The 25,843-nt window shown below is 65.0% G+C and carries 25 protein-coding genes, 7 tRNA genes and 1 riboswitch; of the genes, 13 read left to right on the top strand and 19 right to left on the bottom strand.

The genetic code is table 11. The annotated features are described in order from the left end of the window. Window positions 1–23 precede the first annotated feature (23 nt). From trpC to hisI, 5 genes are all read right to left on the bottom strand, one after another. A complete protein-coding gene (trpC, locus tag JQN66_RS10220) occupies window positions 24–848 on the bottom strand; it encodes an indole-3-glycerol phosphate synthase TrpC (protein ID WP_204674758.1) in 825 nt (274 codons plus the stop codon). A gap of 1 nt (window position 849) precedes the next feature. Then, complete coding sequence (locus JQN66_RS10225) at window positions 850–1,098, bottom strand: HGxxPAAW family protein (protein WP_188946776.1); 249 nt, start codon at window positions 1,096–1,098, stop codon at window positions 850–852. 147 nt (window positions 1,099–1,245) lie between these two features. Continuing rightward, on the bottom strand, window positions 1,246–1,836 hold the full coding sequence (locus tag JQN66_RS10230) for a Trp biosynthesis-associated membrane protein (RefSeq protein WP_204674760.1): 591 nt from the start codon (window positions 1,834–1,836) through the stop codon (window positions 1,246–1,248). Then, on the bottom strand, window positions 1,833–3,401 hold the full coding sequence (locus JQN66_RS10235) for an anthranilate synthase component I (RefSeq protein WP_204674762.1): 1,569 nt from the start codon (window positions 3,399–3,401) through the stop codon (window positions 1,833–1,835). Before JQN66_RS10235 ends, JQN66_RS10230 begins: the two co-directional genes overlap by 4 nt. A gap of 102 nt (window positions 3,402–3,503) precedes the next feature. Next, on the bottom strand, window positions 3,504–3,905 hold the full coding sequence (gene hisI, locus JQN66_RS10240) for a phosphoribosyl-AMP cyclohydrolase (protein WP_204674764.1): 402 nt from the start codon (window positions 3,903–3,905) through the stop codon (window positions 3,504–3,506). 133 nt (window positions 3,906–4,038) lie between these two features. Between hisI and JQN66_RS10245 the strand changes: the two genes are divergently transcribed. After that, window positions 4,039–4,680 (top strand): TIGR03085 family metal-binding protein, encoded by a 642-nt coding sequence (locus JQN66_RS10245; RefSeq protein WP_239464210.1) that lies wholly within the window; start codon window positions 4,039–4,041, stop codon window positions 4,678–4,680. Window positions 4,681–4,768: 88 nt separating this feature from the next. Here the strand turns inward: JQN66_RS10245 and hisF are convergent, their stop codons facing one another. From hisF to JQN66_RS10310, 13 genes are all read right to left on the bottom strand, one after another. Continuing rightward, window positions 4,769–5,539 carry an imidazole glycerol phosphate synthase subunit HisF gene (hisF, locus tag JQN66_RS10250; protein ID WP_188946771.1) on the bottom strand — a complete coding sequence of 257 codons (771 nt, stop codon included), beginning with the start codon at window positions 5,537–5,539 and terminating at the stop codon, window positions 4,769–4,771. Window positions 5,540–5,566: 27 nt separating this feature from the next. Further along, window positions 5,567–6,415 (bottom strand): ATP phosphoribosyltransferase, encoded by an 849-nt coding sequence (hisG, locus tag JQN66_RS10255; protein WP_188946770.1) that lies wholly within the window; start codon window positions 6,413–6,415, stop codon window positions 5,567–5,569. A gap of 147 nt (window positions 6,416–6,562) precedes the next feature. After that, window positions 6,563–6,826, bottom strand: a complete 264-nt coding sequence (locus JQN66_RS10260; protein ID WP_188946769.1) for a phosphoribosyl-ATP diphosphatase — start codon at window positions 6,824–6,826, stop codon at window positions 6,563–6,565. Between the two features lie 109 nt (window positions 6,827–6,935). Continuing rightward, on the bottom strand, window positions 6,936–7,427 hold the full coding sequence (ribH, locus tag JQN66_RS10265; protein WP_204674766.1) for a 6,7-dimethyl-8-ribityllumazine synthase: 492 nt from the start codon (window positions 7,425–7,427) through the stop codon (window positions 6,936–6,938). 35 nt (window positions 7,428–7,462) lie between these two features. After that, window positions 7,463–8,716: a 3,4-dihydroxy-2-butanone-4-phosphate synthase gene (ribB, locus tag JQN66_RS10270; RefSeq protein ID WP_204674768.1), complete on the bottom strand. Its 1,254-nt coding sequence runs from the start codon at window positions 8,714–8,716 to the stop codon at window positions 7,463–7,465. After that, window positions 8,716–9,342 (bottom strand): riboflavin synthase, encoded by a 627-nt coding sequence (locus JQN66_RS10275; protein ID WP_188946766.1) that lies wholly within the window; start codon window positions 9,340–9,342, stop codon window positions 8,716–8,718. Before JQN66_RS10275 ends, ribB begins: the two co-directional genes overlap by 1 nt. Window positions 9,343–9,435: 93 nt before the next feature. Continuing rightward, window positions 9,436–10,476, bottom strand: coding sequence for a bifunctional diaminohydroxyphosphoribosylaminopyrimidine deaminase/5-amino-6-(5-phosphoribosylamino)uracil reductase RibD (gene ribD / locus JQN66_RS10280; protein ID WP_204674770.1), 1,041 nt, complete (start codon window positions 10,474–10,476; stop codon window positions 9,436–9,438). A gap of 5 nt (window positions 10,477–10,481) precedes the next feature. Beyond that, entirely contained in the window at window positions 10,482–11,183 is a 702-nt protein-coding gene (pnuC, locus tag JQN66_RS10285; RefSeq protein ID WP_188946764.1) for a nicotinamide riboside transporter PnuC, read from the bottom strand. Between the two features lie 118 nt (window positions 11,184–11,301). After that, window positions 11,302–11,439: riboswitch (FMN riboswitch) on the bottom strand. A 41-nt stretch (window positions 11,440–11,480) separates the two neighbouring features. Further along, a complete protein-coding gene (rpe, locus tag JQN66_RS10290) occupies window positions 11,481–12,143 on the bottom strand; it encodes a ribulose-phosphate 3-epimerase (protein ID WP_204674772.1) in 663 nt (220 codons plus the stop codon). A 96-nt stretch (window positions 12,144–12,239) separates the two neighbouring features. Beyond that, a complete protein-coding gene (locus JQN66_RS10295) occupies window positions 12,240–13,802 on the bottom strand; it encodes an RsmB/NOP family class I SAM-dependent RNA methyltransferase (RefSeq protein ID WP_204674774.1) in 1,563 nt (520 codons plus the stop codon). Next, window positions 13,799–14,731 carry a methionyl-tRNA formyltransferase gene (fmt, locus tag JQN66_RS10300; RefSeq protein ID WP_204674776.1) on the bottom strand — a complete coding sequence of 311 codons (933 nt, stop codon included), beginning with the start codon at window positions 14,729–14,731 and terminating at the stop codon, window positions 13,799–13,801. The genes JQN66_RS10295 and fmt overlap by 4 nt, the downstream gene beginning before the upstream one ends. Before the next feature lie 3 nt (window positions 14,732–14,734). Then, on the bottom strand, window positions 14,735–15,298 hold the full coding sequence (def, locus tag JQN66_RS10305; protein ID WP_204674778.1) for a peptide deformylase: 564 nt from the start codon (window positions 15,296–15,298) through the stop codon (window positions 14,735–14,737). 102 nt (window positions 15,299–15,400) lie between these two features. Beyond that, the gene (locus JQN66_RS10310) at window positions 15,401–16,246 is read right to left on the bottom strand and encodes a cytochrome (RefSeq protein ID WP_204674780.1); all 846 of its coding nucleotides are present in this window, start codon (window positions 16,244–16,246) and stop codon (window positions 15,401–15,403) included. Window positions 16,247–16,438: 192 nt separating this feature from the next. Here JQN66_RS10310 and JQN66_RS10315 point away from each other — a divergent pair. From JQN66_RS10315 to JQN66_RS10350, 8 genes are all read left to right on the top strand, one after another. After that, window positions 16,439–16,511 (top strand) — tRNA-Gly (locus tag JQN66_RS10315). Between the two features lie 55 nt (window positions 16,512–16,566). Further along, window positions 16,567–16,637, top strand: a tRNA-Cys gene (locus JQN66_RS10320). Between the two features lie 26 nt (window positions 16,638–16,663). Then, window positions 16,664–16,735 (top strand) — tRNA-Val (locus JQN66_RS10325). Window positions 16,736–16,781: 46 nt separating this feature from the next. Further along, window positions 16,782–16,857 (top strand) — tRNA-Gly (locus JQN66_RS10330). A gap of 52 nt (window positions 16,858–16,909) precedes the next feature. Beyond that, a tRNA-Val gene (locus JQN66_RS10335) sits at window positions 16,910–16,981 on the top strand. Between the two features lie 22 nt (window positions 16,982–17,003). Next, window positions 17,004–17,079 (top strand) — tRNA-Gly (locus JQN66_RS10340). 18 nt (window positions 17,080–17,097) lie between these two features. Continuing rightward, window positions 17,098–17,173 (top strand) — tRNA-Gly (locus tag JQN66_RS10345). A gap of 213 nt (window positions 17,174–17,386) precedes the next feature. Next, window positions 17,387–17,605, top strand: coding sequence for an antitoxin (locus JQN66_RS10350; RefSeq protein WP_188946759.1), 219 nt, complete (start codon window positions 17,387–17,389; stop codon window positions 17,603–17,605). 161 nt (window positions 17,606–17,766) lie between these two features. On the opposite strand, the gene JQN66_RS10355 is transcribed toward JQN66_RS10350, so the two are convergent. Then, window positions 17,767–19,119 (bottom strand): integrase core domain-containing protein, encoded by a 1,353-nt coding sequence (locus JQN66_RS10355; protein WP_204674782.1) that lies wholly within the window; start codon window positions 19,117–19,119, stop codon window positions 17,767–17,769. A 776-nt stretch (window positions 19,120–19,895) separates the two neighbouring features. On the opposite strand from JQN66_RS10355, the gene JQN66_RS10360 reads away from it, so the two are divergent. From JQN66_RS10360 to JQN66_RS10375, 4 genes are all read left to right on the top strand, one after another. Continuing rightward, window positions 19,896–20,582: a hypothetical protein gene (locus JQN66_RS10360; protein ID WP_204674784.1), complete on the top strand. Its 687-nt coding sequence runs from the start codon at window positions 19,896–19,898 to the stop codon at window positions 20,580–20,582. Between the two features lie 644 nt (window positions 20,583–21,226). After that, window positions 21,227–23,734, top strand: a complete 2,508-nt coding sequence (locus tag JQN66_RS10365; protein WP_204674786.1) for a hypothetical protein — start codon at window positions 21,227–21,229, stop codon at window positions 23,732–23,734. Window positions 23,735–23,846: 112 nt separating this feature from the next. Continuing rightward, entirely contained in the window at window positions 23,847–24,686 is an 840-nt protein-coding gene (locus JQN66_RS10370) for a DUF5819 family protein (RefSeq protein WP_239463980.1), read from the top strand. Continuing rightward, complete coding sequence (locus JQN66_RS10375) at window positions 24,683–25,771, top strand: HTTM domain-containing protein (RefSeq protein WP_204674788.1); 1,089 nt, start codon at window positions 24,683–24,685, stop codon at window positions 25,769–25,771. Before JQN66_RS10370 ends, JQN66_RS10375 begins: the two co-directional genes overlap by 4 nt. The last annotated feature ends 72 nt before the right edge of the window (window positions 25,772–25,843 follow it).

The raw sequence follows: 25,843 nt of genomic DNA on the forward strand, positions 1-25,843 counted from the left end.
TGCACCTAGGCGGGTCAACCGCCTCAGCGCTGCGGCTTGGCCGCGGTTCCTGCCTGGATGAACTCCCGCACCGAGGTGCGCGGGTCGGCGTGCTTGACCAGCGCCTCGCCGACCAGGATCGCGTCGGCGCCGTCCGCGGCGTATTGGCGCACCTGCACGGTGGACTCCACGCCGGATTCGGCGACGATGACCGCGCCGACCGGCAGCAGGTGGGCGAGCTTGCCGAAGTTCGCCGGATCCACATCCAGCGTCTTCAGGTTGCGCACGTTCACGCCGATGATCTTCGCGCCGACGGCGACCGCACGTGCGATCTCCTCCTCGGTGTGGGTCTCCACCAGGGCGTTCATTCCCAAGTCATGGGTCAATTCTAGAAAAGTTCGCAGCGTCTGGTCATCCAGCGCCGCAACAATGAGCAACACGAGGTCGGCGCCGTGGGCGCGGGCCTCGTAGATCTGGTACTCGTCGACCGTGAAGTCCTTGCGCAGCACCGGGATGCGCACCGCGGAGCGCACGGCGTCCAGGTCCTCCAGCGAGCCGCCGAAGCGACGGGCTTCGGTCAGCACGGAGATCACCGAGGCGCCGCCGGCCTCGTACTCGGCGGCCAGCACTGCCGGCTCCGGGATCTCGGCCAGCGCGCCCTTGGACGGGGACTTGCGCTTGACCTCGGCGATCACCCGCAGCGTGGTGTCGCGCTGCGCGGGGTCGGCATGGCCGCCCAGCGCGGCGTAGGCGTCGAGCGCGGCAGGCGCCTGCGCCGCGCGGCGCTTGACAGCCTCAAGGCTCTGAAGCGCGCGACGGGCGCCCAGGTCTTCCTGGACGCCCGCGATGATGTCATCAAGAACAGTCAATTTAGTGAGCTGCTCCGCTGCGCGAACCGCCCACTCCGAAGCCGGCGGCCTTCAGCACGCCGCCGAGGACCAGGCCTAGGACGACGACGCCCATGGAAACCCAGAAGAAGGTCCAGTTCAGGTTTGCGAAGGCGATGCCGCCGGCAATGGCGCCGACCATCATGGTCAGGACGCAAGCCCAGGCAGCGACGGAGTTGCCGTGGCCGATCTGCTCGGTGTATACCGGATCGATGTCGGTTTTCTGCGACATTGCTCGATGTCTCCTTGGTAGTTGTGGTGCGTGTGCGCGCCCGGTTCCGGGACCCGCACGGTGATCTGCTGGTTCCATTCTGCCATCTGAATTCGCTTCAGGCCTATTCCTGCCGCGAACGTGTCGGGCAGGTGGCCGGAATCACGCTCAGCGGCGATCCGCGGTGGGGTCCTCGCCGTCCGAAAGCTGTTCCCAGCTGGAGATGTTCCGCGAGGAAGCATCCTTGGGTTCGACCGCGGTTTTCCCGGCCGAACGGGAGTACTTGTCCGCCTTGACCGCCCAGCTTCGGGCGAAGACCAGCACGAGCACCGCCTGCACGGCGATCAGCGCGCCGCCGGCGACGGCCACTGCCGGCCAGGCGCTCACCGAATACTGCGCGGCGTTCTGCGCCAGCCCGGTCGCGGTGGACACCGCGGTGAAGGCCGCGGCCTGCGGGTCGGCCAGCGTAGCCGCGCCGGCGGCGATGATCGCGATGCCGGCCAGCAGGCAGATGGCCGCGATGATGTAGCGGGAGATCTTGCCGGCGATCAGCAGCGCCAGCGATCCGGCCAGCACCGCGATGGACAGCGCGGTGGTGGCGGCCGCCGCGGAGGCTCCGTCGACCACGATCTGCGGGATCTGCACGGTGCCGGAGGCCACGTCGACGGTGATCCAGGTGCGGGTGGCGGACCACAGCACGATCACGGCGCCCAGCGCGCCGAGGAAGGCCAGGTTGCGGGCGGTCAGTGTCTGCTTCACTTGCTCTCATCCGATTCGGTGGTGGTGTGCGCGGCGCGCATGGACTGCGCGGCCCACACGGCTCGCAGCGGCGCGGCCGCCTTGTTCACGGTTTCCAGGGCCTCGTCGGCGAACTTGGAGTCGTTCACGATGCCGCCGCCGGCCTGCACGTAGGCGCGGCCGTTCTTGAGCAGCGCGGAGCGGATGGCGATGGCCATGTCCATGTCCCCGGCGAAGTCCAGGTAGCCCACCACGCCGCCGTAGATGCCGCGGCGGTAGGGCTCGTACTGGTCGAGCAGCTGCAGGGCGCGCGGCTTCGGCGCCCCGGAAAGGGTGCCGGCGGGGAAGGTCGCGGCGAGCACGTCGTACGCGTCCACGTCCTCACGCGCCTTGCCCACGACGTTGGAGACCAAGTGCATGATGTGGCTGAAGCGCTCGACCTCCATGAACTGGGTGACCTCCACGCTGCCGGCCTGGCAGACCCGCGAAAGGTCGTTGCGCGAGAGGTCCACCAGCATCAGGTGCTCGGCGCGTTCCTTCTGGTCGTTGACCAGCGACTTCTCATGCAGCTGGTCTTCCTCGTAGTTCGCCCCGCGCGGCCGGGAGCCGGCGATCGGGTGGGTGACGACGTGGCCGTCGTTGACGGTGACCAGCGCTTCCGGGGAAGAGCCGACGATCTGGAACGGCTCGCCGTGCTCGTTGACGAAGTTGAACAGGTACATGTAGGGGCTGGGGTTGGTGGCGCGCAGCACCCGGTAGACATCCAGCGCGTCGGCCCGGGTCTCCAGCTCGAAGCGGCGGGAGACCACGATCTGGAAGACCTCCCCGTCCACGATGGCCGTCTTGGACTTGGCCAGCGCCTGCAGGTACTCGTTTTCAGCCCAGGAATGCGTGACCGAATCCATCAGCTGCTCGCGGGGCACGTCGGTGCCGGTCAGCACGGCGGCCGCGCCCTGCACCGGGACGGCCAGCTGGTCGAGCATGGCCTGCAGGCGCGCGACGGCGGCGTCGTAGGCCGCCTCGGCGCGCTCATCGCTGTCATCGAAGTTGATGGCGTTGGCGATCAGCGTCACGGTGCCCTCGGTGGCGTCGTGCACCGCCATGTCCCCGACCAGGTTCATGCTCAGCTCGGGCAGGTCCAGGTCGTCCGCCGGCGGGTTGGGCAGCTTCTCCCAGTGGCGCACGCAGTCCCAGCCGATGAAGCCGACCATGCCGCCGGTCAGCGGTGGCATGCCGGGGATCGGCGCGGTGTGCAGGGCACGCACGGTGTCGCGCAGTACCTCGACGCCGACGCCGCCGGAGGGCAGGCCGGCCGGGGCGGTGCCCTGCCAGTAGGCCTCGCCGCTGCGGGTGCTCAGGGTGGCCGGCGAGTTCACGCCGATGAAGGAGTAGCGGCTCCAGACGCCGCCGGCGGCGGCCGACTCCATCAGGAACGTGCCCGGGCGGCCGCCGGCCAGGGTGCGGTACAGGCCGATCGGGGTCAGCGAGTCGGCCAGCACCGACAGGGTGACCGGGATGACGCGGCGGGTGGCCGCCATGGCGAGGAATGCCTCGCGGGTGGGTGAAATGGTGCCGAGGGTTTTCATCTGTTTCTTCTTCTAGGCGCTGGTCGATGCTCTGGTCGTCCGGCCCGTGCGCGGGCCTTGGTGCGGGCGATGCCTGGTCAGTGCGGACGGTTCCGGGGCGGCCTAGGCCGGGCGGTGGCCGACGACTGCCGGCAGCTCGCGTCCCGTGAAGCAGGATTCGGTGCCGGTGTGGCAGGCCGCGCCCACCTGGTCGACCTGCAGCAGCAGCGCATCGCCGTCGCAGTCCAGCGCCGCGGACTTCAGGAACTGGAAGTGTCCGGAGGTATCGCCCTTGCGCCAGTACTCCTGGCGGGAGCGGGAGAAGAAGGTCACCCGGCCGGTGGACAGCGTGCGGCGCAGGGCCTCGTCGTCCATCCAGCCGAGCATGAGCACCCTGCCGGTGTCGTGCTGCTGCACGATCGCGGCGAACAGGCCGTTGGCATCGCGCTTGAGACGCCGCGCAATCGCAGGGTCGAGTTCCGGGAATTCGGGGTCCGGCCGCGGACCCCCATGAGAAGTAGCCATCCCCTACAGCATACTGGGTGCACGCCCGATTGCGCGCCCCGTGACCTGCGGCCGACGGCCTCCTGGCCCCGGGTCCCGACACCCGAGTCGTGTTGCGCGCACGGCGCGGCGAAGCGTGCTAGTTTCAGAGGTGATGCACTTAGTTCACGCTTCCCGATTGGCATTGGCCGAGACGCTGCTGGCAGCAGGTCCCACCGCCGAAACCCTGTGCGCCGGCTGGCAGACCCGCCACCTGGCCGCGCACCTCGTCCTGCGCGAGAATTCGCTGCTCTCCGCCGGCACGCTCTTCAAGCCGCTGTCCGGGAAACTGGAGGAGAAGCTGCGGCAGACCGCCGACGAGGCGCAGTCCCCCGAACGCTACGCCGCGCTGGTGCGCCGCTTCCGCTCGGGACCGGCGAAGTACTCGCCGTTCTCCATCGACAAGGTGGACCAGGCCGCGAACCTGAGCGAATACTTCGTCCATACCGAGGACGTGCGCCGCGCCCGCGGGCAGTGGGCGCCGCGCGTGCTGGACAAGGAGTACACCGAGCTGCTCTGGCAGTCGCTGACCCGGATGTCCCGGCTGCTGTTCCGCAAGGCCCCGGTCGGCATCATCCTCACCCGCCCGGACGGCCAGCGCCACGTGGCCAAGAAGGCCCGCAACGCGGTGTCGATCAGCGGCCCGGTCGCCGAGCTCATGCTCTACGCCTTCGGGCGCACCGACCACTGCCTGGTGACCTTCGAGGGCGGGGACACCGCGCTGGACATCATCAAAAGCTACAGGCCATCGCTCTAGCGTCCGGGGCCGACGCGATCCCGCGGACCTGATACCAACGCAAAAGGTGCCGGCCCCCGAGGGGGCCGGCACCTTTGCGTGGACGCCGCTAGCGGACCGGGTAGCCGGCCTCGCGGATCTGCTGCTTGACGCGGGCGATCATGTCGGTCGGGCCGAAGTGGAAGATCGAGGCCGCGAGCACCGCGTCGGCCCCGGCCTCGATGGCCGGCGGGAAGTCCTCCGGGCGCCCGGCGCCGCCGGAGGCGATCAGCGGGACGCTGACCTCCTTGCGCACGGCGCGGATCATCTCCAGGTCGAACCCGTCCTTGGTGCCGTCGGCGTCGATGGAGTTCAGCAGGATCTCACCCACGCCGCGCTCGGCGGCTTCCTTGGCCCAGGCCACCGCGCACATCCCGGTGCCCTGGCGGCCGCCGTGGGTGGTCACCTCGAACCCGGAGGCGATCGCCGGGTCGGTGGTGCGGCGCGCATCCAGCGACAGCACCAGCACCTGCGAGCCGAAGCGCTCGGTGATCTCGTTGATGACCTCGGGCCGGGAAACCGCGGCGGTGTTGATCGACGCCTTGTCCGCGCCGTTGCGCAGCAGCCGGTCGACGTCTTCCACGGCGCGCACGCCGCCGCCGACGGTCAGCGGGATGAAGACCTCCTCGGCGGTCTGGCGGACCACCTCGTAGGTGGTCTCGCGGTCCGAGCTGGAGGCGGTGACGTCCAGGAAGGTCAGTTCGTCGGCGCCGGCCAGGTTGTAGCGGCGGGCGAGCTCCACCGGGTCCCCGGCGTCGCGCAGGCCTTCGAAGTTCACGCCCTTGACCACGCGCCCGGCATCGACGTCGAGGCAGGGAATCACTCGAATTGCAACACTCATCGCGTTGTGCTCCTTGGGTGGGGCCGGCTAGATGCGGCAGGCGTGGATCTGGCTGACCAGGATGGCGCGGGCGCCCACGTCGTACAGCTCGTCCATGATGTTGTTGGTCTGCGACTTCTTGACCATGGCGCGCACCGCGCACCAGTCGGAGTTCGCCAGGTCGGAAACGGTCGGCGATTCCAGGCCGGGGGTCAGCGCGCAGGCCTGTTCCACCAGGTCGCGGCGCACGTCGTAGTCCAGCATCACGTACTGGCGGGCGACGAGCACGCCGCTCAGGCGGCGGGTGAGCACGTCCAGCCCGGCGGGCTGGTGGCCGATGCGGCCGATCAGCACGGCCTCGGAGGCCAGCAGGGTCTCGCCGAAGATCTCCATGCCGGCGGCCTTGATGGTGTTGCCGGTTTCCACGACATCGGCGATCGCGTCGGCCACGCCCAGGCGGACCGAGGATTCCACGGCGCCGTCCAGGCGGACGACGGAGGCCTGGATGCCCGACTTTTCCAGATAGTGGCGCAGCAGCACGTCGTAGCTGGTGGCGATGCGCTTGCCGTTCAGCTGGCTGGCCTCGGTATAGGCGCCGACCGGAGCGGCGAAGCGGAAGGCCGATTTGCCGATGCCCAGCGGGATCAGCTCTTCGACGTCGTCGTCGACATCCGCGTCCAGGTACAGGTCGCGGCCGGTGATGCCGACGTCCAGGATGCCGCGGCCGACGTAGACGGCGATGTCGCGGGGACGCAGGTAGAAGAATTCAACGTTATTGTCCTCGTCGACCATGACCAGTTCGCGGGAATCGCGGCGCTGGAGGTAGCCGGCCTCCTTGAACATGGTGGAGGCGATGTCGGACAGGGCACCCTTGTTGGGCAGGGCTACGCGGAGCATGGAGTGACTCTTTTCGGGAGTGTGGCGCTGCGGCGTGGTGCCAAAAACAAGCGCCAAGGAGTGGTTTCGTTGGCCGTTGTTACTGCCGCCGTGCGTTGGCGCGGCGCGGATCGCTGAAAAAGGATCCGCGCCGCGGCCGCGCGACGGCTAGAGATGCTTGTAAACGTCGGCCAGGGACAGTCCCTTGGCGATCATGAGAACCTGCACATGGTAGAGCAGCTGCGAAATTTCCTCGGCGGTTTCCTGGTCCGATTCGTACTCTGCGGCCATCCAGACTTCGGCGGCCTCCTCGACGATTTTCTTGCCGATGCCGTGGACACCGGAGTCGAGTTCGGTGACGGTACGAGAGCCTTCCGGGCGGGTTTGGGCCTTGAGCGACAGTTCGCTGAAGAGCTCGTCAAAAGTTTTCACATCCACCAGTCTAGCGTTTCCCGCCTGCCGGGCCGAACTCGGGGCATGCTTTGTGACGGCATGGGACCGGGTCCGGCGCCGGCAGCGCGGCGGTGCGCTGGAGGCCTGCTCAGGCCAGCGCGGCGACGGTCATGACCGCCGCGCTGTAGGCCTCGTAGCCCTTGTCTTCGCTGGAGTTCTCCAGTCCCGCGCGGTCCAGCCCCTGCTGCTCGGTGTCGCAGGTCAGCACGCCGAAACCGATCGGCGTCTTGGTGTCCACGCTCACATTGGTTAAGCCGTTGGTCGCGGCAAGGCAGACGTAGTCGAAGTGCGGGGTGCCGCCGCGGATGACCACGCCCAGCGCGATCACCGCGTCGTAGTCCCGGGCCAGTGTGGCGGCGGCGACCGGCAGCTCGAAGGTGCCCGGGACGCGGATCAGCGTGGTGGCCTCCGCCAGCCCGGCGTCCTTGGCGGCGCGTTGGGCGCCGTCGATCAGCCCGTTCATGATGACCTCGTGCCAGCTGGCCGCGACAATGGCGACCTTCAGCTGGGAGAAGGCGTCGCCGGCGGCCAGCGTCTTCAGTTCCTCGGCGACGTTGGTCGGCGCTCCGTGTTTGCTCATGGTGATGTGTCCTTTGCTTGTGTCGGTGGCGGCGCTCAGGCGCCGTGGTAGGCCTGGGCCTGGGCTTCGTCCTGCGCAGAGTCCTGCGGCAGGCCCAGCTGGTGGCCGAAGCGGGCCTGTTTGGTCCGCAGGTAGGCCTCGTTCTCGCGGCGCGGCGGCACCAGGCTAGGCACCAGCTCGGTGACCTGGATGCCGGCCTCGATGAGCTTGTCCCGCTTGTCCGGGTTGTTGCTCAGCAGCCGGATGGAATGCAGGCCCAGCTTGGCCAGGATCGCGGCGACCGCGAAGTACTCGCGCGCGTCGGCCGGGAAGCCCAGGTGCAGGTTCGCATCCAGCGTGTCCAGCCCGTGCTCCTGCAGCGCGTAGGCGCGCAGCTTGTTGACCAGGCCGATGCCGCGGCCCTCGTGGCCGCGGATGTAGACCACGTGCCCGCCCTCGGCGGCGATGCGGGCCATGGCGGCGTGCAGCTGCTCGCCGCAGTCGCAGCGGTAGGAACCCAGCACGTCGCCGGTGAGGCATTCGGAGTGGATGCGCACCAGGTTGCCGGGGTCGGACCCCTCGGGGCCCGGATGGCTGAGCACCAGGTGCTCGTGCCCCTCGACGAGCGCGGCGCGGGCGGTGAAGTCGCCGAAGGCCGTGGGCAGCGCGACCGGGTCGGTCAGCTCGATCCGGTCGTTGATGCGGCGCCAGCGGGCCAGGTCGTCGATGGTGATCAGCGGCAGGCTGTGTTCCGCGGCGAAGACGCGCAGCGCGTCAAGCCGCATCATCTCGCCGTTGTCGTGGGTGATTTCACCGATCACTCCGACCGGGGACAGTCCGGCGGCGCGGCACAGGTCCACCGCGGCTTCGGTGTGGCCGCGGCGTTCGAGCACTCCCCCCGCGGCGGCGCGCAGCGGGAAGATGTGCCCGGGGCGGACCAGCTGCTCCGCGGTGGTCTCCGGGTCGGCCAGCAGCCGGCTGGTCAGCGCGCGGTCCGCTGCCGAGATGCCGGTGCTGATGCCGCTGGCCGCGTCGCAGCTGACGGTGAAGGCAGTGCCCTTGGAGTCCTGGTTGATGCCGACCATCGGGGCCAGGCGCAGCGCGTCGGCGCGGGCGGCGTCCAGCGGCACGCAGATCACCCCGGAGGTGTACCGGACGGTAAAGGCCATGAGCTGCGCGGTGGCGTGCTCGGCGGCAAAGATGATGTCGCCCTCGTTCTCGCGGTCTTCGTCGTCGACGACCACCACGGCGCGGCCGGCGGCCAGCGCGGCCAGGGCGGCGGGAATTGAGTCAAAGGATGCGGCAGCCATTAGTTTCGACCTCCAAAGGCGTTCAGGCGGGCGACGTACTTGGCCAGGACGTCGACCTCGATGTTGATGCGGTCCCCGACCCGGCGGGATCCCATGGTGGTTTCGGCCAGGGTGATGGGGATGATGCCCACCTCCACCCAGTGCCCGCCGGCCGGGGCGTCGGCCGGGGAAACGGCGGTGAGCGTCAGCGAGATGCCATCCAGCGCGATCGAGCCCTTTTCCGCGGTCAGCGGGGCGTACGCGTCGGGCACCGAGATGCGGAAGGTGGTCCACTGGCCGTGGTCCTCGCGGGCCAGCACGGAGCCGACGGCATCGACGTGGCCCTGCACGACGTGCCCGTCCAGCCGGGCCCCGGCCGGGGTGCAGCGTTCCAGGTTGACGGTGGAGCCTTCGGCCAGCTGGCCGGTGGTGGTGCGCTCCAGCGTTTCGCCCATGACGTCGACGCTGAGCGTGTCCCCGTCCAGCGCGGTGGCGGTCAGGCAGACGCCGTTCACGGCCAGCGAGCCGCCCAGGCCCAGGTCCTGCGTATGGCCCGGGGCCTTCAGGGTAAGGACCGCGAGGCCCTTGCCTGGGTCGGTGGTGATGCCGGTGACGGTGCCGGTTCCGGTGACGATTCCGGTGAACATGGTGGGTGGTTTCCTTCTCAGAAGTTGGCGGATCCGCGGGTTTTCGGGTACGGCGAGGCCGCCGCCGGTGCGCGGAAGGTGAGGCGGGGGTGTTTAGTGCTGCGGCAGCGGTTCCAGGTGCAGCATGATGTCGGGGCCGAGCCGGGCGAGCGTTTCGCCGCTGTAGGCGTCGATCCGGTAGGCTCGCGCGTCACCCAGGGTGCGGGTGCCGGAGAGGTTCACCGAGCAGTCCCCGGCGCCGATGATGATCGGCGCCTGGTAGCAGTAGATCTCGTCCGCCAGGTCGGCGGCGATGAAGGCCGAGGCGATGGTTGCCCCGCCCTCGACCAGCAGGTGCCCGTAGCCCAGTTCGCCGGCGCGGGCGATCAGTTCGCGCACGTCGCGCGTGCGCACCTGTTCCCAGTGCTCGTCGAAGGCCAGGGCCAGGGTGCCGGGCAGTTCGCGGGTGCCCATGACCAGCCGGTGCGGCTGGCGCGGCAGCGCGGTGCCGTCGGCGGCGCGGGCGTTCAGCCGGGGATCGTCGTGCACCACGGTGTTGGTGCCGACCACGATCGCGTCCACCCGGGCGCGCAGCGAGTGCGCGTGCGCCCGGGACTGTGCGGAGGTGATCCACTGGCTGGTGCCGTCCGGGGCGTTGATGCGCCCGTCCAGCGACTGCGCGGTCTTCACGGTGATGAACGGGCGGCCCTGCTCCTTGGCGCGGATCCAGCGGTGGTTCAGCTCGCGGATCGCGGAGATTTCGCGCGCCCGGCTGACCGCGACGCCGGCGGCGGCCAGGTAGCGCGCTCCCCCGCTGGCGTCGGTGTCGTCGCCCAGCGCGTAGTGCACCGCGCCGATGCCGGCCTCGGCGATGGCCGCCGCGCAGGGACCGGTGCGCCCGGTGTGGTTGCACGGTTCAAGGGTGACGACCATGGTCAGCCGTGCGGCGCGCTCGCGGGAGATCCTGCCCAGCCGGCGCAGCGCGTCGATTTCAGCGTGCGGGGTGCCGGCGCCCTGGTGGTAGCCGGTGGCGATCAGCGAACCGTGCTCGTCGAGGATGCACGCGCCGACCAGCGGGTTGGCGCCGCGGTGGCCCCGGCGGGCGGTTTCCAGCGCGGTTTCCAGCGCCGCATCCAGCTGCTGTTCGGTGGCCATCGCGGTTACCGCTTGCCCTGGAGGGTCGGGTCGGGCAGCTCGGTTTCCACCGCTGGCTTGTCGCCCTTCTTGGCCCGGGCCCAGACGAAGAAGCCGATCAGCGTGAACGCGCCGTAGAACAGGTACATGAATGCGCTGGCGTAGTAGCCGGCGGAGAACAGCAGCGGCACGCCGACCGCGTCGACCGCGACCCAGATCAGCCAGAACTCAACCCAGCCCTTGGCCATGCCGAAGGTCGCCAGCAGGGAGCCGACGAAGGTCCATGCATCGGCCCACACCGGCTCGTAGGAGCCCAGGATGCGGAACAGCGGGGTCAGCGCGATGGTGCCCAGCACCAGCGTGACGGCCAAGCCCAGGCGGACCTTGTTCGAGGCCCATGCGGGGGTGACTGCGCTGCCGCTGCCGTCGCGGGCCTGCTTCCAGCGGTACCAGCCGAAGACGGAGACCGCGATGAACATGATCTGGCGCCCTGCCTGGCCCCAGAGGTTCGCGGCGTAGTCGGTGTCGAACAGGCTGCCCAGGAACACGGTCAGCAGCAGCAGGTTGCCGACGATGCCGACCGGCCAGGCCCAGACCTTGCGGCGCATGCCGCCCACGGCGCTGGCCAGCCCGAAGATGTTGCCGACGACCTCGCGCACCAGCAGCGCCGAGGAACCAACCGCAATTTGTGAATTAAAAGCTTCAATGAGCCACCGCAGGAAATCCATCTTTCCACCCTTCTCGAAGCGGCGGCTCCGGGGGTGTGCATTTGATGGACCTGCGGCGTAGGCCGGAGAATACGGCTCCGCTCAGGGAGCCGCCGGCAATACCGCAAGGCAAATCAAATTCGTGCTTCTCCCATCCAGACTTTAACTGTCGGTACCGGAATTCCACCGGCTCAACCGCTTCCTCGGCTTGTGGCTTTGGATGCGGGTCGCGGACTATCACCGCCGGTTCGGACTTTCACCGACCCCGGAGCACGTATTTACGTTTACATTCGTTATTGTTGCATACTTTGTGGCGCTTCAGTGCGCGCCGAGGGCAAGATTGCGTAATACGTCGATTTCCACCGACGGCTCGGGCGAGGCGTACACCGCGGAGCCGGCGACGAACACGTCGGCCCCCGCTTCCGCGGCGCGCAGGATGGTGTCGCGCGAGACCCCTCCGTCGACCTGCAGGGCGATGGGCCGGCCCGAGCCGTCGATGGCGGCGCGGGCGCGGCGGATCTTGGGCAGCACCAGGTCCAGGAACTTCTGGCCGCCGAAGCCCGGTTCGACCGTCATCAGCAGCAGCATGTCCAGCTCGCCGAGCATGTCCAGGTAGGGCTCGATGCCGGTGGCCGGGCGCAGCGCCATGGCGGCCTTGGATCCGGCGGCGCGCAGCTCGCGGGCCAGCCGGATCGGCGCGGCGGCGGCTTCCGCGTGGAAGGTCACCGAGTCCACGCCCAGCTGCGCGTATTCCGGAGCCCAGCGGTCGGCATCCTCGATCATCAGGTGCACGTCGATGGGCAGCTCGCTGACCTTGTGCAGCGCCTCGACCACGGGCTTTCCCAGGGTCAGGTTGGGCACGAAGTGGTTGTCCATGACGTCCACGTGCACGCCGTCTGCGGTGTGGATGCGCGTCAGTTCGCGCTGCAGGTTGGCGAAGTCGGCGGAGAGGATCGAGGGGTGGATGCGCGCGGTGCTCAACGGGGGCTCCTTGGGTTCTGGCAGGGGCGGAAAGGTTCTTGATGCAATACTGCCAGCGTCCGGGCGGACGCTGGCAGTTGGTGACGCGGCGCGGTGCTATTCGGTCGGGGCGACCTTGGTCAGCAGCGCCATGAACATCGCGTCGGTGCCGTGCAGGTGCGGCCAGAGCTGGGCGGTGGAGCCCTCGCCCAGCGGGTGTCCGGCGGCCGGCGCGTCCTCGTACATCACCTTGGCGACCTCGGCGCCGGTGTCCAGCAGCTTGGCCTGTCCGGTGCGCTTGAGGAAGTCCTCCACCACCAGGCGGGTTTCGGCCTGGTGCGGCGAGCAGGTGACGAAGCCGACGACCCCGCCCACGCGCACGGCGTTGAAGGCGGCGTCCAGCAGTTCGCCCTGCAGGGCGGTGAGCTCCGGGATGTCGCGGGGGGCCTTGCGCCACCGCGATTCCGGGCGGCGGCGCAGCGCGCCCAGGCCGGAGCAGGGGGCGTCGACCATGATGCGGTCGTAGTCGCCGGCGTAGTCTTCCCCGCCATAGGCGCGGCCGTCCAGCTCGGTGACCATCCAGTAGTCGCGGGGCACCGCGTCCATGGAGTTCTCCACCAGCCGGGCGCGGTGCGCGGTGGGCTCGTTGGCGGTCAGCCGGGCGTCGCGCTGCACGGCCAGCGCGCCGAGCAGCGCCGCCTTGCCGCCGGGCCCCGCGCACAGATCCAGCCAGTAGCGGTCATCGCCATCGGCCGGGAGCTGCACGTTGGCCAGGGCACGGGCCATGACCTGGCTTCCGGCGTCCTGTACGCGCACGGTGCCTTCACGCACCCCGGGGACCCGGGCCACGTCGCCGTGCTTGTAGGTGGCGGAGCCCTCCAGCAGGGTTCCCGGCTCCGCGCCGTTCTCCATCGCGCCGGCCAGGCCCCCGAGGCCCGGCAGGGCCACCAGGTTGACCACCGGGGCGGCGTTGTCGGCCTGCAGCAACGCGGACAGTTCCCCGGGGTCGCGGCCGTGGGCGATCAGCGCGCCACGCAGCGCCCGAACAATCCACTCCGGGTGCGAATGCTCGATGGCCAGCTTCGCGGAGTCGTTCTCCGCGCCGGCCGTCAGCTGGGCGACCCACGCCGCGGGCTCCTGTTCGCTCACGCGGCGCAGCACCGCGTTGATCAGCCCCGACGGGCCCGCGCCGATCTGCGCGCGGGCCAGCGAGACGGTCTCGTCCAGCGCAGCGTGCTTGGGCACGCGCATGGCCATCAGCTGGTGGGCGCCCAAGCGCAGCGCATCAAGAACCGCCGGGTCCAGCTCGGACAGCGGCCGGTCGACCAGCGTGGTCAGGATCGCGTCGTACAACCCCTGTCCGCGCAACGCGCCGTAGGCCAGTTCGGTGGCGAAGCCGGCGTCGCGGCGGTCCAGCTGGTATTCGCGGATCAGCTTGGGCAGCACCAGGTTGGCATAGGCGTCGGCGCCTGAAACCTCGCGCAGGGTCTTGAAGGCGACCAAGCGGGCCGGGTCCGCGTTGCGCTTGCGCTGGCCGGGGGCGGCCTGCGAGTACTGGCGCGGGCGTCCGCCCTGGCCGCGGTTGCGGGTGCGGCCGGACTCGCTGCGGCGCTGGCCGTCGCCCTGGTCCATGCTCCGGCGATCCCCGCGGGAATCCCCGCGCTGTTCATTGGCGCTCATGCGAAGCTCACTTCCGTTCCCTGGGCCAGCATGCCGCGGGCCCAGTCTGAGGCGTTCATCATCTTCTTGCCCGGGGGCTGGATTTGAGTTGGTTCAAGGGCCCACGTGGCGGTGCCGATGAGCACGGTGGGCTGTTTGCCCGGTACGATGCGCAGTTCGCCGGAGGCCAAGTCGGTGACGTCGCGGCGTTCGCGCAACGGACCGAACTTGTAGCGCTGCTCCCCCACGGCGCTCCAGGCGCCGGGGAACGGGGTGGTGCCGTGGGCTCTGCGGCGGATTTCGGTGGCCGGACGGCTGAAGTCCAGCTGGGCATCCACGTCGGTGATCTTCGGTGCGTAGGTGTGCGATCCGGCCTGGGGAACCGCGACGGCCCGGCCGGCATCCAGCGCCTGCAAGGTCTGCACCAGCAGCATCGAGCCCGACTCGCTGAGCCGTTCGAGCATGACGCCTGCGGTATCCAGCTCGTTGACCACCTCGGTCACCTGGCCGAAGACCGGGCCGGTGTCCAGCCCGGTTTCCAGCTGGAAGGTCACCGCGCCGGTGATGTCGTCGCCGTGGATAATCGAGTGCTGCACCGGCGCGGCGCCGCGCCAGTTCGGCAACAGTGAAAAGTGCAGGTTGATCCACCCGTGGCGCGGGACGGACAGTGCCGCTTCCGGAACCAGCCCGCCGAAGGCAACGATCGCTGCGGCGTCCAGGTTCAGCGCCTGCAACTGCTCGGTAACGTCTTCGGTGATCTTGGAGGCCTTGATGAGCGGCAGGCCCAGTTCCTCGGCGCGGGCGGCGACCGGCGAAGGGGTGAGCACGCGTTTGCGGCCCAGCGGCGCATCGGGACGGGTGAGCACGGCGGCGATATCGAATCCGGCCGCATGCAGATGATTCAGCGAGGCGACCGCGACCTGCGGGGTTCCGGCGAAAAGTATGCGCATGGACTACTTCCCCAATCCCGCGCCGAAGCTGGAGCCCAGCGACCCGGAGCGCTTGGCGACGGTCCGGCTGGCGGTCTGCGAGTAATCGGTGGCGCGAAGCTTGCGCCACGCCGCCTTTTTCTCCTCCGCCGGCAGCCGGTCCAGGAAGAGGATCCCGTCCAAGTGGTCAGTTTCGTGCTGCACGCAGCGCGAGAGCATGCCTTCGCCCTCGAGCACCAGCGGGTTGCCGTGCTTGTCGAAGCCGGTGGCACGTACATGGCGGCGGCGCGGAACGGGGGCGGCGATGCCGGGGATGGACAGGCAGCCCTCAACCTGGTCATCCTGGTAGTCCTCGCTCAGCTCGAGCACGGGGTTGATGATGTGCCCACGCTCTTCGCCGATCTGGTAGGTGAACACGCGCAGCGATACACCCACCTGCGGCGCGGCCAGGCCGGCACCGTCGACGTTTTCCATGGTCTGGTCCATGTCCTCGACCAGCTTTTGGATTTCCGGGCCGAACTCGGTCACCTCCTGCGCTGGGGTGCGAAGGACTGGATCACCGATGATCCGAATTCCCAAAATTGCCATAGTGCTTCCGACTACCTTCTGTTGATTTCAGCGGATCGCCCGGTCCGGCCGCAGTTCTACCGCGGGAACCCAAGCCCATCCAGTCTACGCGGTCGGCACCGGCTACTGCTGAGGTGGTGGAGTGATTTCCACCAGCGTGGCCCGGGACCGGGCGATCTTGAAGGCGGCTTCCCAGTTGCGCCGCAGTGCATAGAACTTGGCCCAATAGTTGGGCATGGCCTCGGGAGGAGCCATAAAGGTCCGACTCCCGGTGGGGCCGAGCGCCACCGCGAGCAGCATGGTGTCCGAACCGTAGGGCCAGGGCTCCCATTGACCGGACTCCGCGTCGGCAACCTGCTCCTCTGCCTTGCAGGCTGCGGCGAGCTGCATGATCACCTTGTCATCGGGCCGTTTCACGAAGCCATCGCGGTCGCTGGTCTTGGTCTTGTAGTCAACCAGGCACTCCCTTCCTCCGATCCTCGCGACCAGGTCGATGGTGCCGGCGTAACCGATGCTTTGGTTCCATACGGTCACCTCCGCCGCCACAGGCTCTACCCGGTAGTCCCGCCACCAGTATTCGAAGTGCTCGGCGTAGTCCTGTTCACCGTGCGACTGCAGCAGCTGGCGCGCTGAGTCCACTTCATGGGGCTGGCCAAGCTCCGCCAGCGCCCACTGCTCTGCGTAATTGTGCACGCGGTCTCCCCGGGCGGCTGCCGCATCGCGGTATATCTCTGCCGCGGAGGCGGAATCGCGCACGAGCGATCTCATCCGGCCAGGTTCGGAGATCGACGAGGCAAGCCGTGCATCCTCGGACAAAGACTTGGCGGCCATATAGCCCGCCCAACCGGTGAGGTCGACATGGTCCATACCAATGATTGTCGTAATCGATGGAACCGTTGCCTCGCCGCCGACTCGTCGGCTGTACATGCGGCCGAGATCGGTCTGAATCGCTAATTTCGGTGACGTCATATACACGATGATTGCACCGCAGGTGGACACTTCACCCCTAGTCGCTGCACGTTTAGGAATTATTCCGCGTATTTCCGGGGGTTTTGAGCTTTGTGAACCAGATCTCAGCACTTCGATTTGGAAGCTTGGGAAAACTCGTATAGAGTTTTTACTCGTTGGAAAGAACGAAAACGTTCCGAAAACAACCCTTTTGCGGACATAGCTCAGCTGGTAGAGCGCAACCTTGCCAAGGTTGAGGTCGCGAGTTCGAACCTCGTTGTCCGCTCGCAAAAAGATGCACCGACTACGTAAAAAATAGTCACCTGGCTTCGGCCGGATTTGGTGGGGTGGCCGAGAGGCGAGGCAGCGGCCTGCAAAGCCGTATACGCGGGTTCGAATCCCGTCCCCACCTCGCAATGAAGATTGCACATCTTTTTTGCGCGATTGGCGCAGCGGTAGCGCGCTTCCCTGACACGGAAGAGGTCACTGGTTCGATCCCAGTATCGCGCACGGAACTCGTAGTCCACCAGGCTACGAATTTCATAACTAAATATATGCGGTCATAGCTCAGCTGGTAGAGCGCAACCTTGCCAAGGTTGAGGTCGCGAGTTCGAACCTCGTTGACCGCTCCAAGAATTCATCGGTAAAATGATGATTCTGTCGGGATTCTTAACCGAATCTTCGGCGCGATTGGCGCAGCGGTAGCGCGCTTCCCTGACACGGAAGAGGTCACTGGTTCGATCCCAGTATCGCGCACTGGATACATGTATGTATCCATGCGGTCATAGCTCAGCTGGTAGAGCGCAACCTTGCCAAGGTTGAGGTCGCGAGTTCGAACCTCGTTGACCGCTCCATAACTTCATACAAATCCTGCGGTCATAGCTCAGCTGGTAGAGCGCAACCTTGCCAAGGTTGAGGTCGCGAGTTCGAACCTCGTTGACCGCTCCAAATAACTCGGGACCCACACTTCGGTGTGGGTCCCAAGTTTCTTTATCAGCGAAAACTGCTATTAGTTTACTACTCAGCCGTGACTTTCGCCGCTCCTTCGCAACTCGGAAACATACATGTTCATTGTGCGCGCTACCCAACATGGATGTTGCATCCTATGATGGACCCAAGAGTTGAGGGCAAGAGGCCCTCCGTGTTGAAGGGAGGTGTCCATTGGCAGGTTTTAACGAGCTAAAGGGCAAGGTCGAAGGACTGGCACACAAAGCCGGAGAATTCGCGAGCCAGAACTCTGACAAGATTTCAGACGGCATCGACAAGGCCGGGGACTTCATCGACAGCAAAACCGGCGGCAAGTATGCCGACAAGGTCGATGGCGTCCAGGATGGAGCTAAGAACTTCCTGGGCAACCTCGGAAACAAGGATCAGGCTTAACGTCCAGTCGATAGATCTTTGGCCTTCCCCTAGGCACGTAGGAAAGCGCCACCCCAAGCGGGTGGCGCTTTTCTATTTAATCCTGTGATGTCTCGACACATGGGTAACAGTTCTGTATCACCACATCGGTAACACTTGATGTATCGAGACATCGGTAACAGTCACTCCACGTCAGGCATGTTCTGGAACTTCGCCTTCGCGTGCTGCAGGCTCAAATACGTCACCCCCTCGGGGAAGGGGAAACCGTATTTCGCGATCAGCTCGCCATCCATCGAGACCACCATCAACTCCGCCTGCTTCCAGAGGACCTCCACCTTCGTTGAGCGCAGCAGCTTGCCCAGATAGAGCTGGACGCCGGCCACCCGCAAGCACCGGTTCTTGTTCACCCTCATCAGCTGGCTACCGGCAGGTTCCATGCGCTCGGCCCGTAGCGTGGCGCTGAGCTTCACTGGTTCCGGGCTCGCCGCCGCGTCCTTGCCCGCGTCCGGGCCCGCGCCCTCCGGCAGGGCGGCGAAGGCAGCTGCTGCACTGGTGGGGGCAGGTGTGGTGCTCAGCTTCACCCACTCACCCGGCGCCAACGGCTCGGCCACCGCAGTGGCATCCCACGCCTCCTGCGGCGTGCACCGGTCCTCCAAGGACTGATGCCCGCGTTGGGTGTTGTACGCCTGGTCAAAGACATCGATCTGCGCTTGCAGCTCGGCCAGATTCTTGGCGAATGGCTGCTTCTTCAGCCACGTGAACAAGGTCGAATGGAACCGCTCGTTCTTCCCCTGCGTCGTGGGCTTGAACGGTTTACCGGTGATCGTGGCAACGCCCAGACTGTTGGCGTAGGCGACCAGCTCACTGGTCATGCCCCGACGAATCGGATTCAGCGCATCCCCGTTGTCGCTGAGCAACCGCTGCGGCATACCGCGGGCGGCGACGCCCGCCCGGAAGACCTTCACCGCGTCCGCGCCGTTCTCCGTCTTGGCGACCAAGGACGCCACGGCCAGGGGGGAGTGGTCGTCAATAAGCTGGAAGATCACGCATTTGCGTCCGCCTTCCAACACATACTCGGTGGCGTCCAACTGCCAGCAGGCGTTGGGCATCGGATAGCGGAACGACCGAAACGAGGACCGGGGGCGTTTCTGCGGGGCCGGGGTGATCAGACCGCGCTCGCGGAAGATCCTAGCCAACACGGCGACCGACGGGGCTTGCATGCCGAGCTTGAGCATCTTGTCGTGCACGCTGATCGGCCCGTGATCCCACCCGGAATCCTCCAAGGTCTTACGCATGGCCACGGCCTGATCCTTGAGTGTTTCACTAGTGGTATTCGGTGAGGATTTCGGCCGGCGGGAGCGCGGTTCCAACGCGGCGGCTTGCCCTTCGGTGCGGGCCCGTTTCAGGATGTGGTAGAAGGTTTTGCGGCTGATGTCGTGTTCGGTGCAGAACGCGGTGACAGCGCCTCTGGGTGCGTCCTCTGGCCATCGGGCGATGGCAAGGCGTATTGTCGGGTCGACTGGATCATTTTTCACGAATACCAGTCCACCAGCCCGCCCCTTTGGCCTTGTGCCGTGGGGCGGGCTGTGTGGTTTTGCCGGGGTTAAAGATCCGGGTGAAGTGTTACCACTTTAATCGTGGAAGTGTCACCGATGTCCTGATACAGAACTGTCACCGAAGTCCCGATAGAAAACATTTTCTATTTAATCCATCCCACAAACAGTGAAGCCAGATGAATACACAAAGCGGCGGGTCTCAACCCGAGCGCCACTATGAATAGAAGCTCAAATACGTGTGCACAAGAATATGCATACGACGTCGATTTTTGACCGCCTCCCTCCCCCATCCGCTCTAGACGAGTCAGGCAGGAGCCGGACAAACCCACGGGTTCGGGCACCCTTTGCCACAATCAATCTATGATGTATTAGGCGCCGAGCTAGTAAGGTAAAGATGCACCCGGCTTTCCGCATCCAGACCACAAAAGGCCCAAATTCCTCCAAAACGGGCCATAGCTCCTGATTATTACGCCCGCCCGACAGGAGCATCAGATTTCGCGACAAGCGACCAATAACGTGAATGGCATCACACACCAGACCCGCACGAGTTCAAATATCGATCACGGATGGCCGTTTGTAAACAAATTTACACAATGGGAACTGTAAAAAAATCCCCTGTGAAACCCGGAGTTTACCTTTGGTTCATTTAGATCAGTAGAATTGCTAGGCGTGTCCGAAAATCGAATCTTGGATTCGTTGATCACGGCCAGCGGCAGGAAACGTCATCCTGCCGTCCCCTTATTCTCAGGAAGATAATGACCTTCGAGGATCAAAAAGCTTCAAGGGCAGCTGTCGCTCCCAAAGCTCGCAAATCAATTAGCAAAAATGTTTCAATCGGAGCGGCGATTGCCGTGGCCACGATTCTGGGTACCACCCCAGTTCATGCATCACCGCTAGCGCCAGCCGTCACCGCATCCGCACTGAGCACGGAGGTAAGCACTTCGGCTGTAAAGCCGGAAGTAATCCCCGCGGATGGAATCGCTTCCGGCGAAATCAAGACGTCTGGCGACCTGCAAAGCGTAAAGACTGGAAAGTACACAATTTCCGGTCACGCTTGGCTCAGCACCACAGGCTCGCCGAGTACCACTCAGAACGGCCTCGAAGCTGTGCCAAGCGGTACCAAGGTCTATGCGCAGTGGAAGGATTCCGACGGATCTATTTCTCCGATTTACTCTGCTGCAACGCATGACACAGTTACGGGTGAGCAAGGCGGACCGGGAACCTATGCGTTCAAATTCCCCAGCTGGACCGATTCAACTGGGAAGCATCACTATTTCACAGCATCCAGAAAACAGGAATACAAGCTATGGGTCGAGCCTCTTAAGAATCCCGACACCGGTGGTGAGCTCACCATGCTCCGGATTGCCGATGGTTTCTTCCCCGGACGATTCGTAGATACGGGTACTCGGGATGGCAGTCTGGGCGCAGTAACCGTCCAGTGAACGAATGTTCAGCGGACCGGAATCTACCTGTACGAAACGCCTCAAGAGCACATGCGGGCAGGGCAGATCACCGTTGATGAAAACGGACCGCTAAAGTATCCAGCGACCACTCTCGAAGAGAAATACTCGGTCTCAGGGACTGTTTGGTTGGAAACCGGTGCCGGCGACCGAAGCAACTCAGCGTCCGGACCGAACCTCAACACGGTCTTGGGCGATGTGCCTGCCGCTGGCTATAACGTGTACGTCTCCATGTTGACGCGAGAAGGTGCAGCGGCCAACGAGAAGATTCTGAAACTTCCCGAGACGGAGCAAGCGGCAGCCAGCAAGGACATGTTGGAAAAAAACCCGCACTATATTGCCAAGACCGTCCAAGCCAAGACCGACGCAAACGGCGATTACACTGCTCGAATTGGCGAAGGCTTCTTCGACTATGAGCATATGTACACTGGATCGAGTCTCCTGAGGGCGAAATCCTCTCCAGCTATAGTTCGTCCGTATATCCGGTATTCACCAAGTACAACTCGAATACTTTATGGACCCCGCAAGCTGCTCCCGCGATCAACCTTGCCTCGTACAACATTTTCAACCGGAACCACGCTGTCATCGACTACAGCAACGCGAAGCTCAACATCGTCAATTACGACATGTCTACCAACATCGCGAGCCCAGGAAGTACTGCGAAACTCGCGCTCAGCGGTGATCTGACTGCGTTGCAGAACAAGATCGTATGGACCAATTCGGCAGGTAAAACAGTCCACGAATGCCTCGGAATTAGTGGTGTCGAGGATATTGCGTCCTGTACATTCACCGTTCCCAATGAGCTGGACAAGTACGAAATATACACAGCTACACTTTGGGCAGCTGACAACCCAGTTGCTTCAGACTCGTTTGCCGCCGATCCGACATGGAATGGAAACGCCTCGGCGTCCGCCGGAGCCAGCGTCAACGCCGACAGCAAATCCAACGCAGCAGCCCAGGTCGCAGCCCAAGCCGCCGCACTCAGCGATGCCACCAGCAACGCCAGCGCAGCCGCCGACGCCACGGCCAACGCCGCAGCCCAGGCCGCCGCCACCGCCGAAGCTTCCAAGGACGCGTCCACCGACGCCACCACCGAAGCCAACGCCGCAGCCAGCGCAGCAGCAACCGCCGCCGCGAACTCGGACGCAGACAGCAACACCGCAGCCAACGCCTCGGCCGCGAAGGACGCCAACGCCGCCGCAGCCTCCCAGGCCGCAGCCACCGCCGACGCATCCTCCAACGCCTCGGCCAACGCAGCAGCAGACGCCACCAAGGACGCCAACGCCAACGCCTCGGCGACCGCCGGAGCCAACGCAGCAGCAGAAGCTAACGCAGCAGCAGACGCCACCAAGGACGCCAACGCCAACGCCTCGGCGTCCGCCGGAGCCAGCGTCAACGCCGACAGCAAATCCAACGCAGCAGCCCAGGTCGCAGCCCAAGCCGCCGCACTCAGCGATGCCACCAGCAACGCCAGCGCAGCCGCCGACGCCACGGCCAACGCCGCAGCCCAGGCCGCCGCCACCGCCGAAGCTTCCAAGGACGCGTCCACCGACGCCACCACCGAAGCCAACGCCGCAGCCAGCGCAGCAGCAACCGCCGCCGCGAACTCGGACGCAGACAGCAACACCGCAGCCAACGCCTCGGCCGCGAAGGACGCCAACGCCGCCGCAGCCTCCCAGGCCGCAGCCACCGCCGACGCATCCTCCAACGCCTCGGCCAACGCAGCAGCAGACGCCACCAAGGACGCCAACGCCAACGCCTCGGCGACCGCCGGAGCCAACGCAGCAGCAGAAGCTAACGCAGCAGCAGACGCCAAGGACGCCAACGCCAACGCCTCGGCGTCCGCCGGAGCCAGCGTCAACGCCGACAGCAAATCCAACGCAGCAGCCCAGGTCGCAGCCCAAGCCGCCGCACTCAGCGATGCCACCAGCAACGCCAGCGCAGCCGCCGACGCCACGGCCAACGCCGCAGCCCAGGCCGCCGCCACCGCCGAAGCTTCCAAGGACGCGTCCACCGACGCCACCACCGAAGCCAACGCCGCAGCCAGCGCAGCAGCAACCGCCGCCGCGAACTCGGACGCAGACAGCAACACCGCAGCCAACGCCTCGGCCGCGAAGGACGCCAACGCCGCCGCAGCCTCCCAGGCCGCAGCCACCGCCGACGCATCCTCCAACGCCTCGGCCAACGCAGCAGCAGACGCCACCAAGGACGCCAACGCCAACGCCTCGGCGTCCGCCGGAGCCAGCGTCAACGCCGACAGCAAATCCAACGCAGCAGCCCAGGTCGCAGCCCAAGCCGCCGCACTCAGCGATGCCACCAGCAACGCCAGCGCAGCCGCCGACGCCACGGCCAACGCCGCAGCCCAGGCCGCCGCCACCGCCGAAGCTTCCAAGGACGCGTCCACCGACGCCACCACCGAAGCCAACGCCGCAGCCAGCGCAGCAGCAACCGCCGCCGCGAACTCGGACGCAGACAGCAACACCGCAGCCAACGCCTCGGCCGCGAAGGACACCAACGCCGCCGCAGCCTCCCAGGCCGCAGCCACCGCCGACGCATCCTCCAACGCCTCGGCCAACGCAGCAGCAGACGCCACCAAGGACGCCAACGCCAACGCAGCAGCAGAAGCTAACGCAGAAGCAGAAGCCGATGCCAACGCCTCGGCGACCGCCGGAGCCAACGCAGCAGCAGAAGCTAACGCAGACGACAAGTCCAACCCCAACGCAGCAGCAGAAGCTAACGCAGCAGCCGAAGCCGATGCCAACGCCTCGGCGACCGCCGGAGCCAACGCAGAAGCCGAAGCGGATACCAACGCAGACGACAAGTCCAACGCCAACGCAGAAGCAGAAGCTAACGCAGAAGCAGAAGCGGATGCCAACGCCTCGTCGGCAGCCGGAGCCAACGCAGAAGCTGAAGCCAACACTGATGCCGAAGCAGATGCCAGCGCTGATGCCGAAGCAGAAGCAACAGGTGATTCGAAAGCCGCTGACAACGGAAGCAATGATTCGCAGTCTGATAGCGATGCACTAGCAGATACCGGTCTGACGACTGAAGTTCTGTTGGCCGCTGTCGCAGGCGTCGCATTGATTGCCGGAGGAATCATCGCACTCGTAGTTTCCCGCCGTCGCCGCGCATAGGAATCGCGAGTAAAACCACCCGTTGACTATTAAGTCAGCACTGTCTTAGCGGTCTGGTCATTCATGGCTGGACCGCTAAGGCAATCCCTGCATTTATTTAGGAGTCGGCTCAATGAGTCAACAGACCGCGGGCGATCTCATGAAAGACAATTTCCCGGGTGAAGCCGAGAACTCAGCCCCAACCGTCGATCAAGAACCTCGGAAACGTTCCAAACTAGTACTTCGCCTCGTGACTGTGACGGCAGTATTGTTCACCGCATGGCATGTATTCGCGTCGTTTCTTTGGATCTCCCCACCATCAGAATTACGCAAGGTCGTGCCTGGCAACGCCTTGTCGGAATATATGCTGCCGATGTTTGGTCAGTCGTGGAGCGTATTCGCACCGGAACCCATCAATGGCGACAATCGGATGCTAGTGCGCGCGGTCGTTCTCGAAGGCGGCGAAGAGCGTATGACGGAATGGGTAAACGTAACAGACGTCGAATCCCAACTCATCTCACGAAAGGTTTTCCCTGCAAGGGCCGGAAACCAAAGCATAGACTTGGCTTCTGCATATAGAGCAAGTTATGCGAATCTCACTCCTGAGCAACAAGACCTCGTGAACCTGAACTTCTTCGAAGGCGAGAATTGGCATGTAAGGGTTACCGAATCCTTATATGAACTTTCGGACAATGAGCCAGCCATCATTGACTACATCAACAGCGAGTTCCGTTCGGTACGTTATTCGACGCAAGTCGCCAAAGCTATGTGGGGAGACAATGTCTTGCGCGTTCAGTTTCAAATGGAACGGCAAAACGTTATCCCATTTGCAGAACGCAATAACCCCGATGCTGTTCGTCCACCAGTTCAGCTAACACCGACAGGGTGGCGTGGGCTTCAATCCTCCACCGGGCAATCCGAGGAAGACTTTGCCAACACCTTTATGCGCCTCTACGAGAATCTGCAGCCATGAAAATAGTTGATTTTATCCCCCGTGCTGTTCGTTTCGCGTTCCTTGTTGCCAAAAAGGGGTTGACACTTTTCCAAAACACCGCCGGGCGACTGCTGGCCTACGGTGAAAACTGGCTTCTTGATTCGAAGAAGGCCATTCACGGTCTAGCGGTTACACGCATTGCTTTCGGAATCGTCGGAATCGGCATCTTACTTAGCAACTGGTCAACGCGGCTCTACGGCATGGGACCCGGCTCGATGTGGAACGGGGAATGGGCAGCCCCCGGCAGCGAATTCCCCTCGATGTGGATCTTCAGCATGTTCCGTACCGTCATGCCGAACGCTGGACTGTATACGCTGATGTACATCGTCTTGTTCATTCTGGCTGTGCTGGTGACGCTGGGGTGGCGATTCAAGCTCGTCTTGCCTGTCTACTTCGTCTTGTGGGTCAGCTTCATCGAGTCGCAAGACCAGCTCGGAGACCAAGGCGACAATATGTATCGCATCGCACTGTTCTTCCTCCTCTTCGCCGACGCCACCCAGGTGTGGTCCCTCGACTCTCGTCGACGAACGAAACTAGCTGGAACTTATACTGGTCCAGTTCTATGGCAGTTGTGGAAAGGGCGCACTCTTTTTGCAAGTGCGCCAGCATACTCAAACCTGTTCCACAACTTGGTACTGGTTGCATTGACCGCGCAGGTTTGCTTCGTCTACGCATCCGGGGCCCTCTATAAGGCTGGAGGTACCCCGTGGCAAGACGGCACCGCCGTCTACGCCCCATTGCAAACGGTTCAGTTCGGCACCTGGCCGGAACTCTCAACCCTGATCACGAGCGCAGGCTGGATGGTCGCCGTTGCGACGCTTGGTTCCGTGATCCTGCAGATGCTATTCCCGATGATGCTGCTGACCCATCCAACCCGGGTGGTCGCCCTGATCGGAATTCTCGCATTCCACCTTGGCATTGCTGTTGCCATGGGACTTCCCTGGTTCTCGCTCACCCTGGTTGCCATCGACTTCATATTCATTACGGAAAAGTCGTGGGCCAAAGTCATAAACACCGCCAAATCATTGTGGTCTTCGGCTTCACCCAGCATGCAACGCTTGTGACGACATATTTCTAGCCCACTATTGCCGAGACTATTCAGGGTACTGCCGCTTGCGCGGCGGTACCCTGCCTGT

The organism is Glutamicibacter protophormiae (genome assembly GCF_016894325.1).
GTDB lineage: Bacteria > Actinomycetota > Actinomycetes > Actinomycetales > Micrococcaceae > Glutamicibacter > Glutamicibacter protophormiae.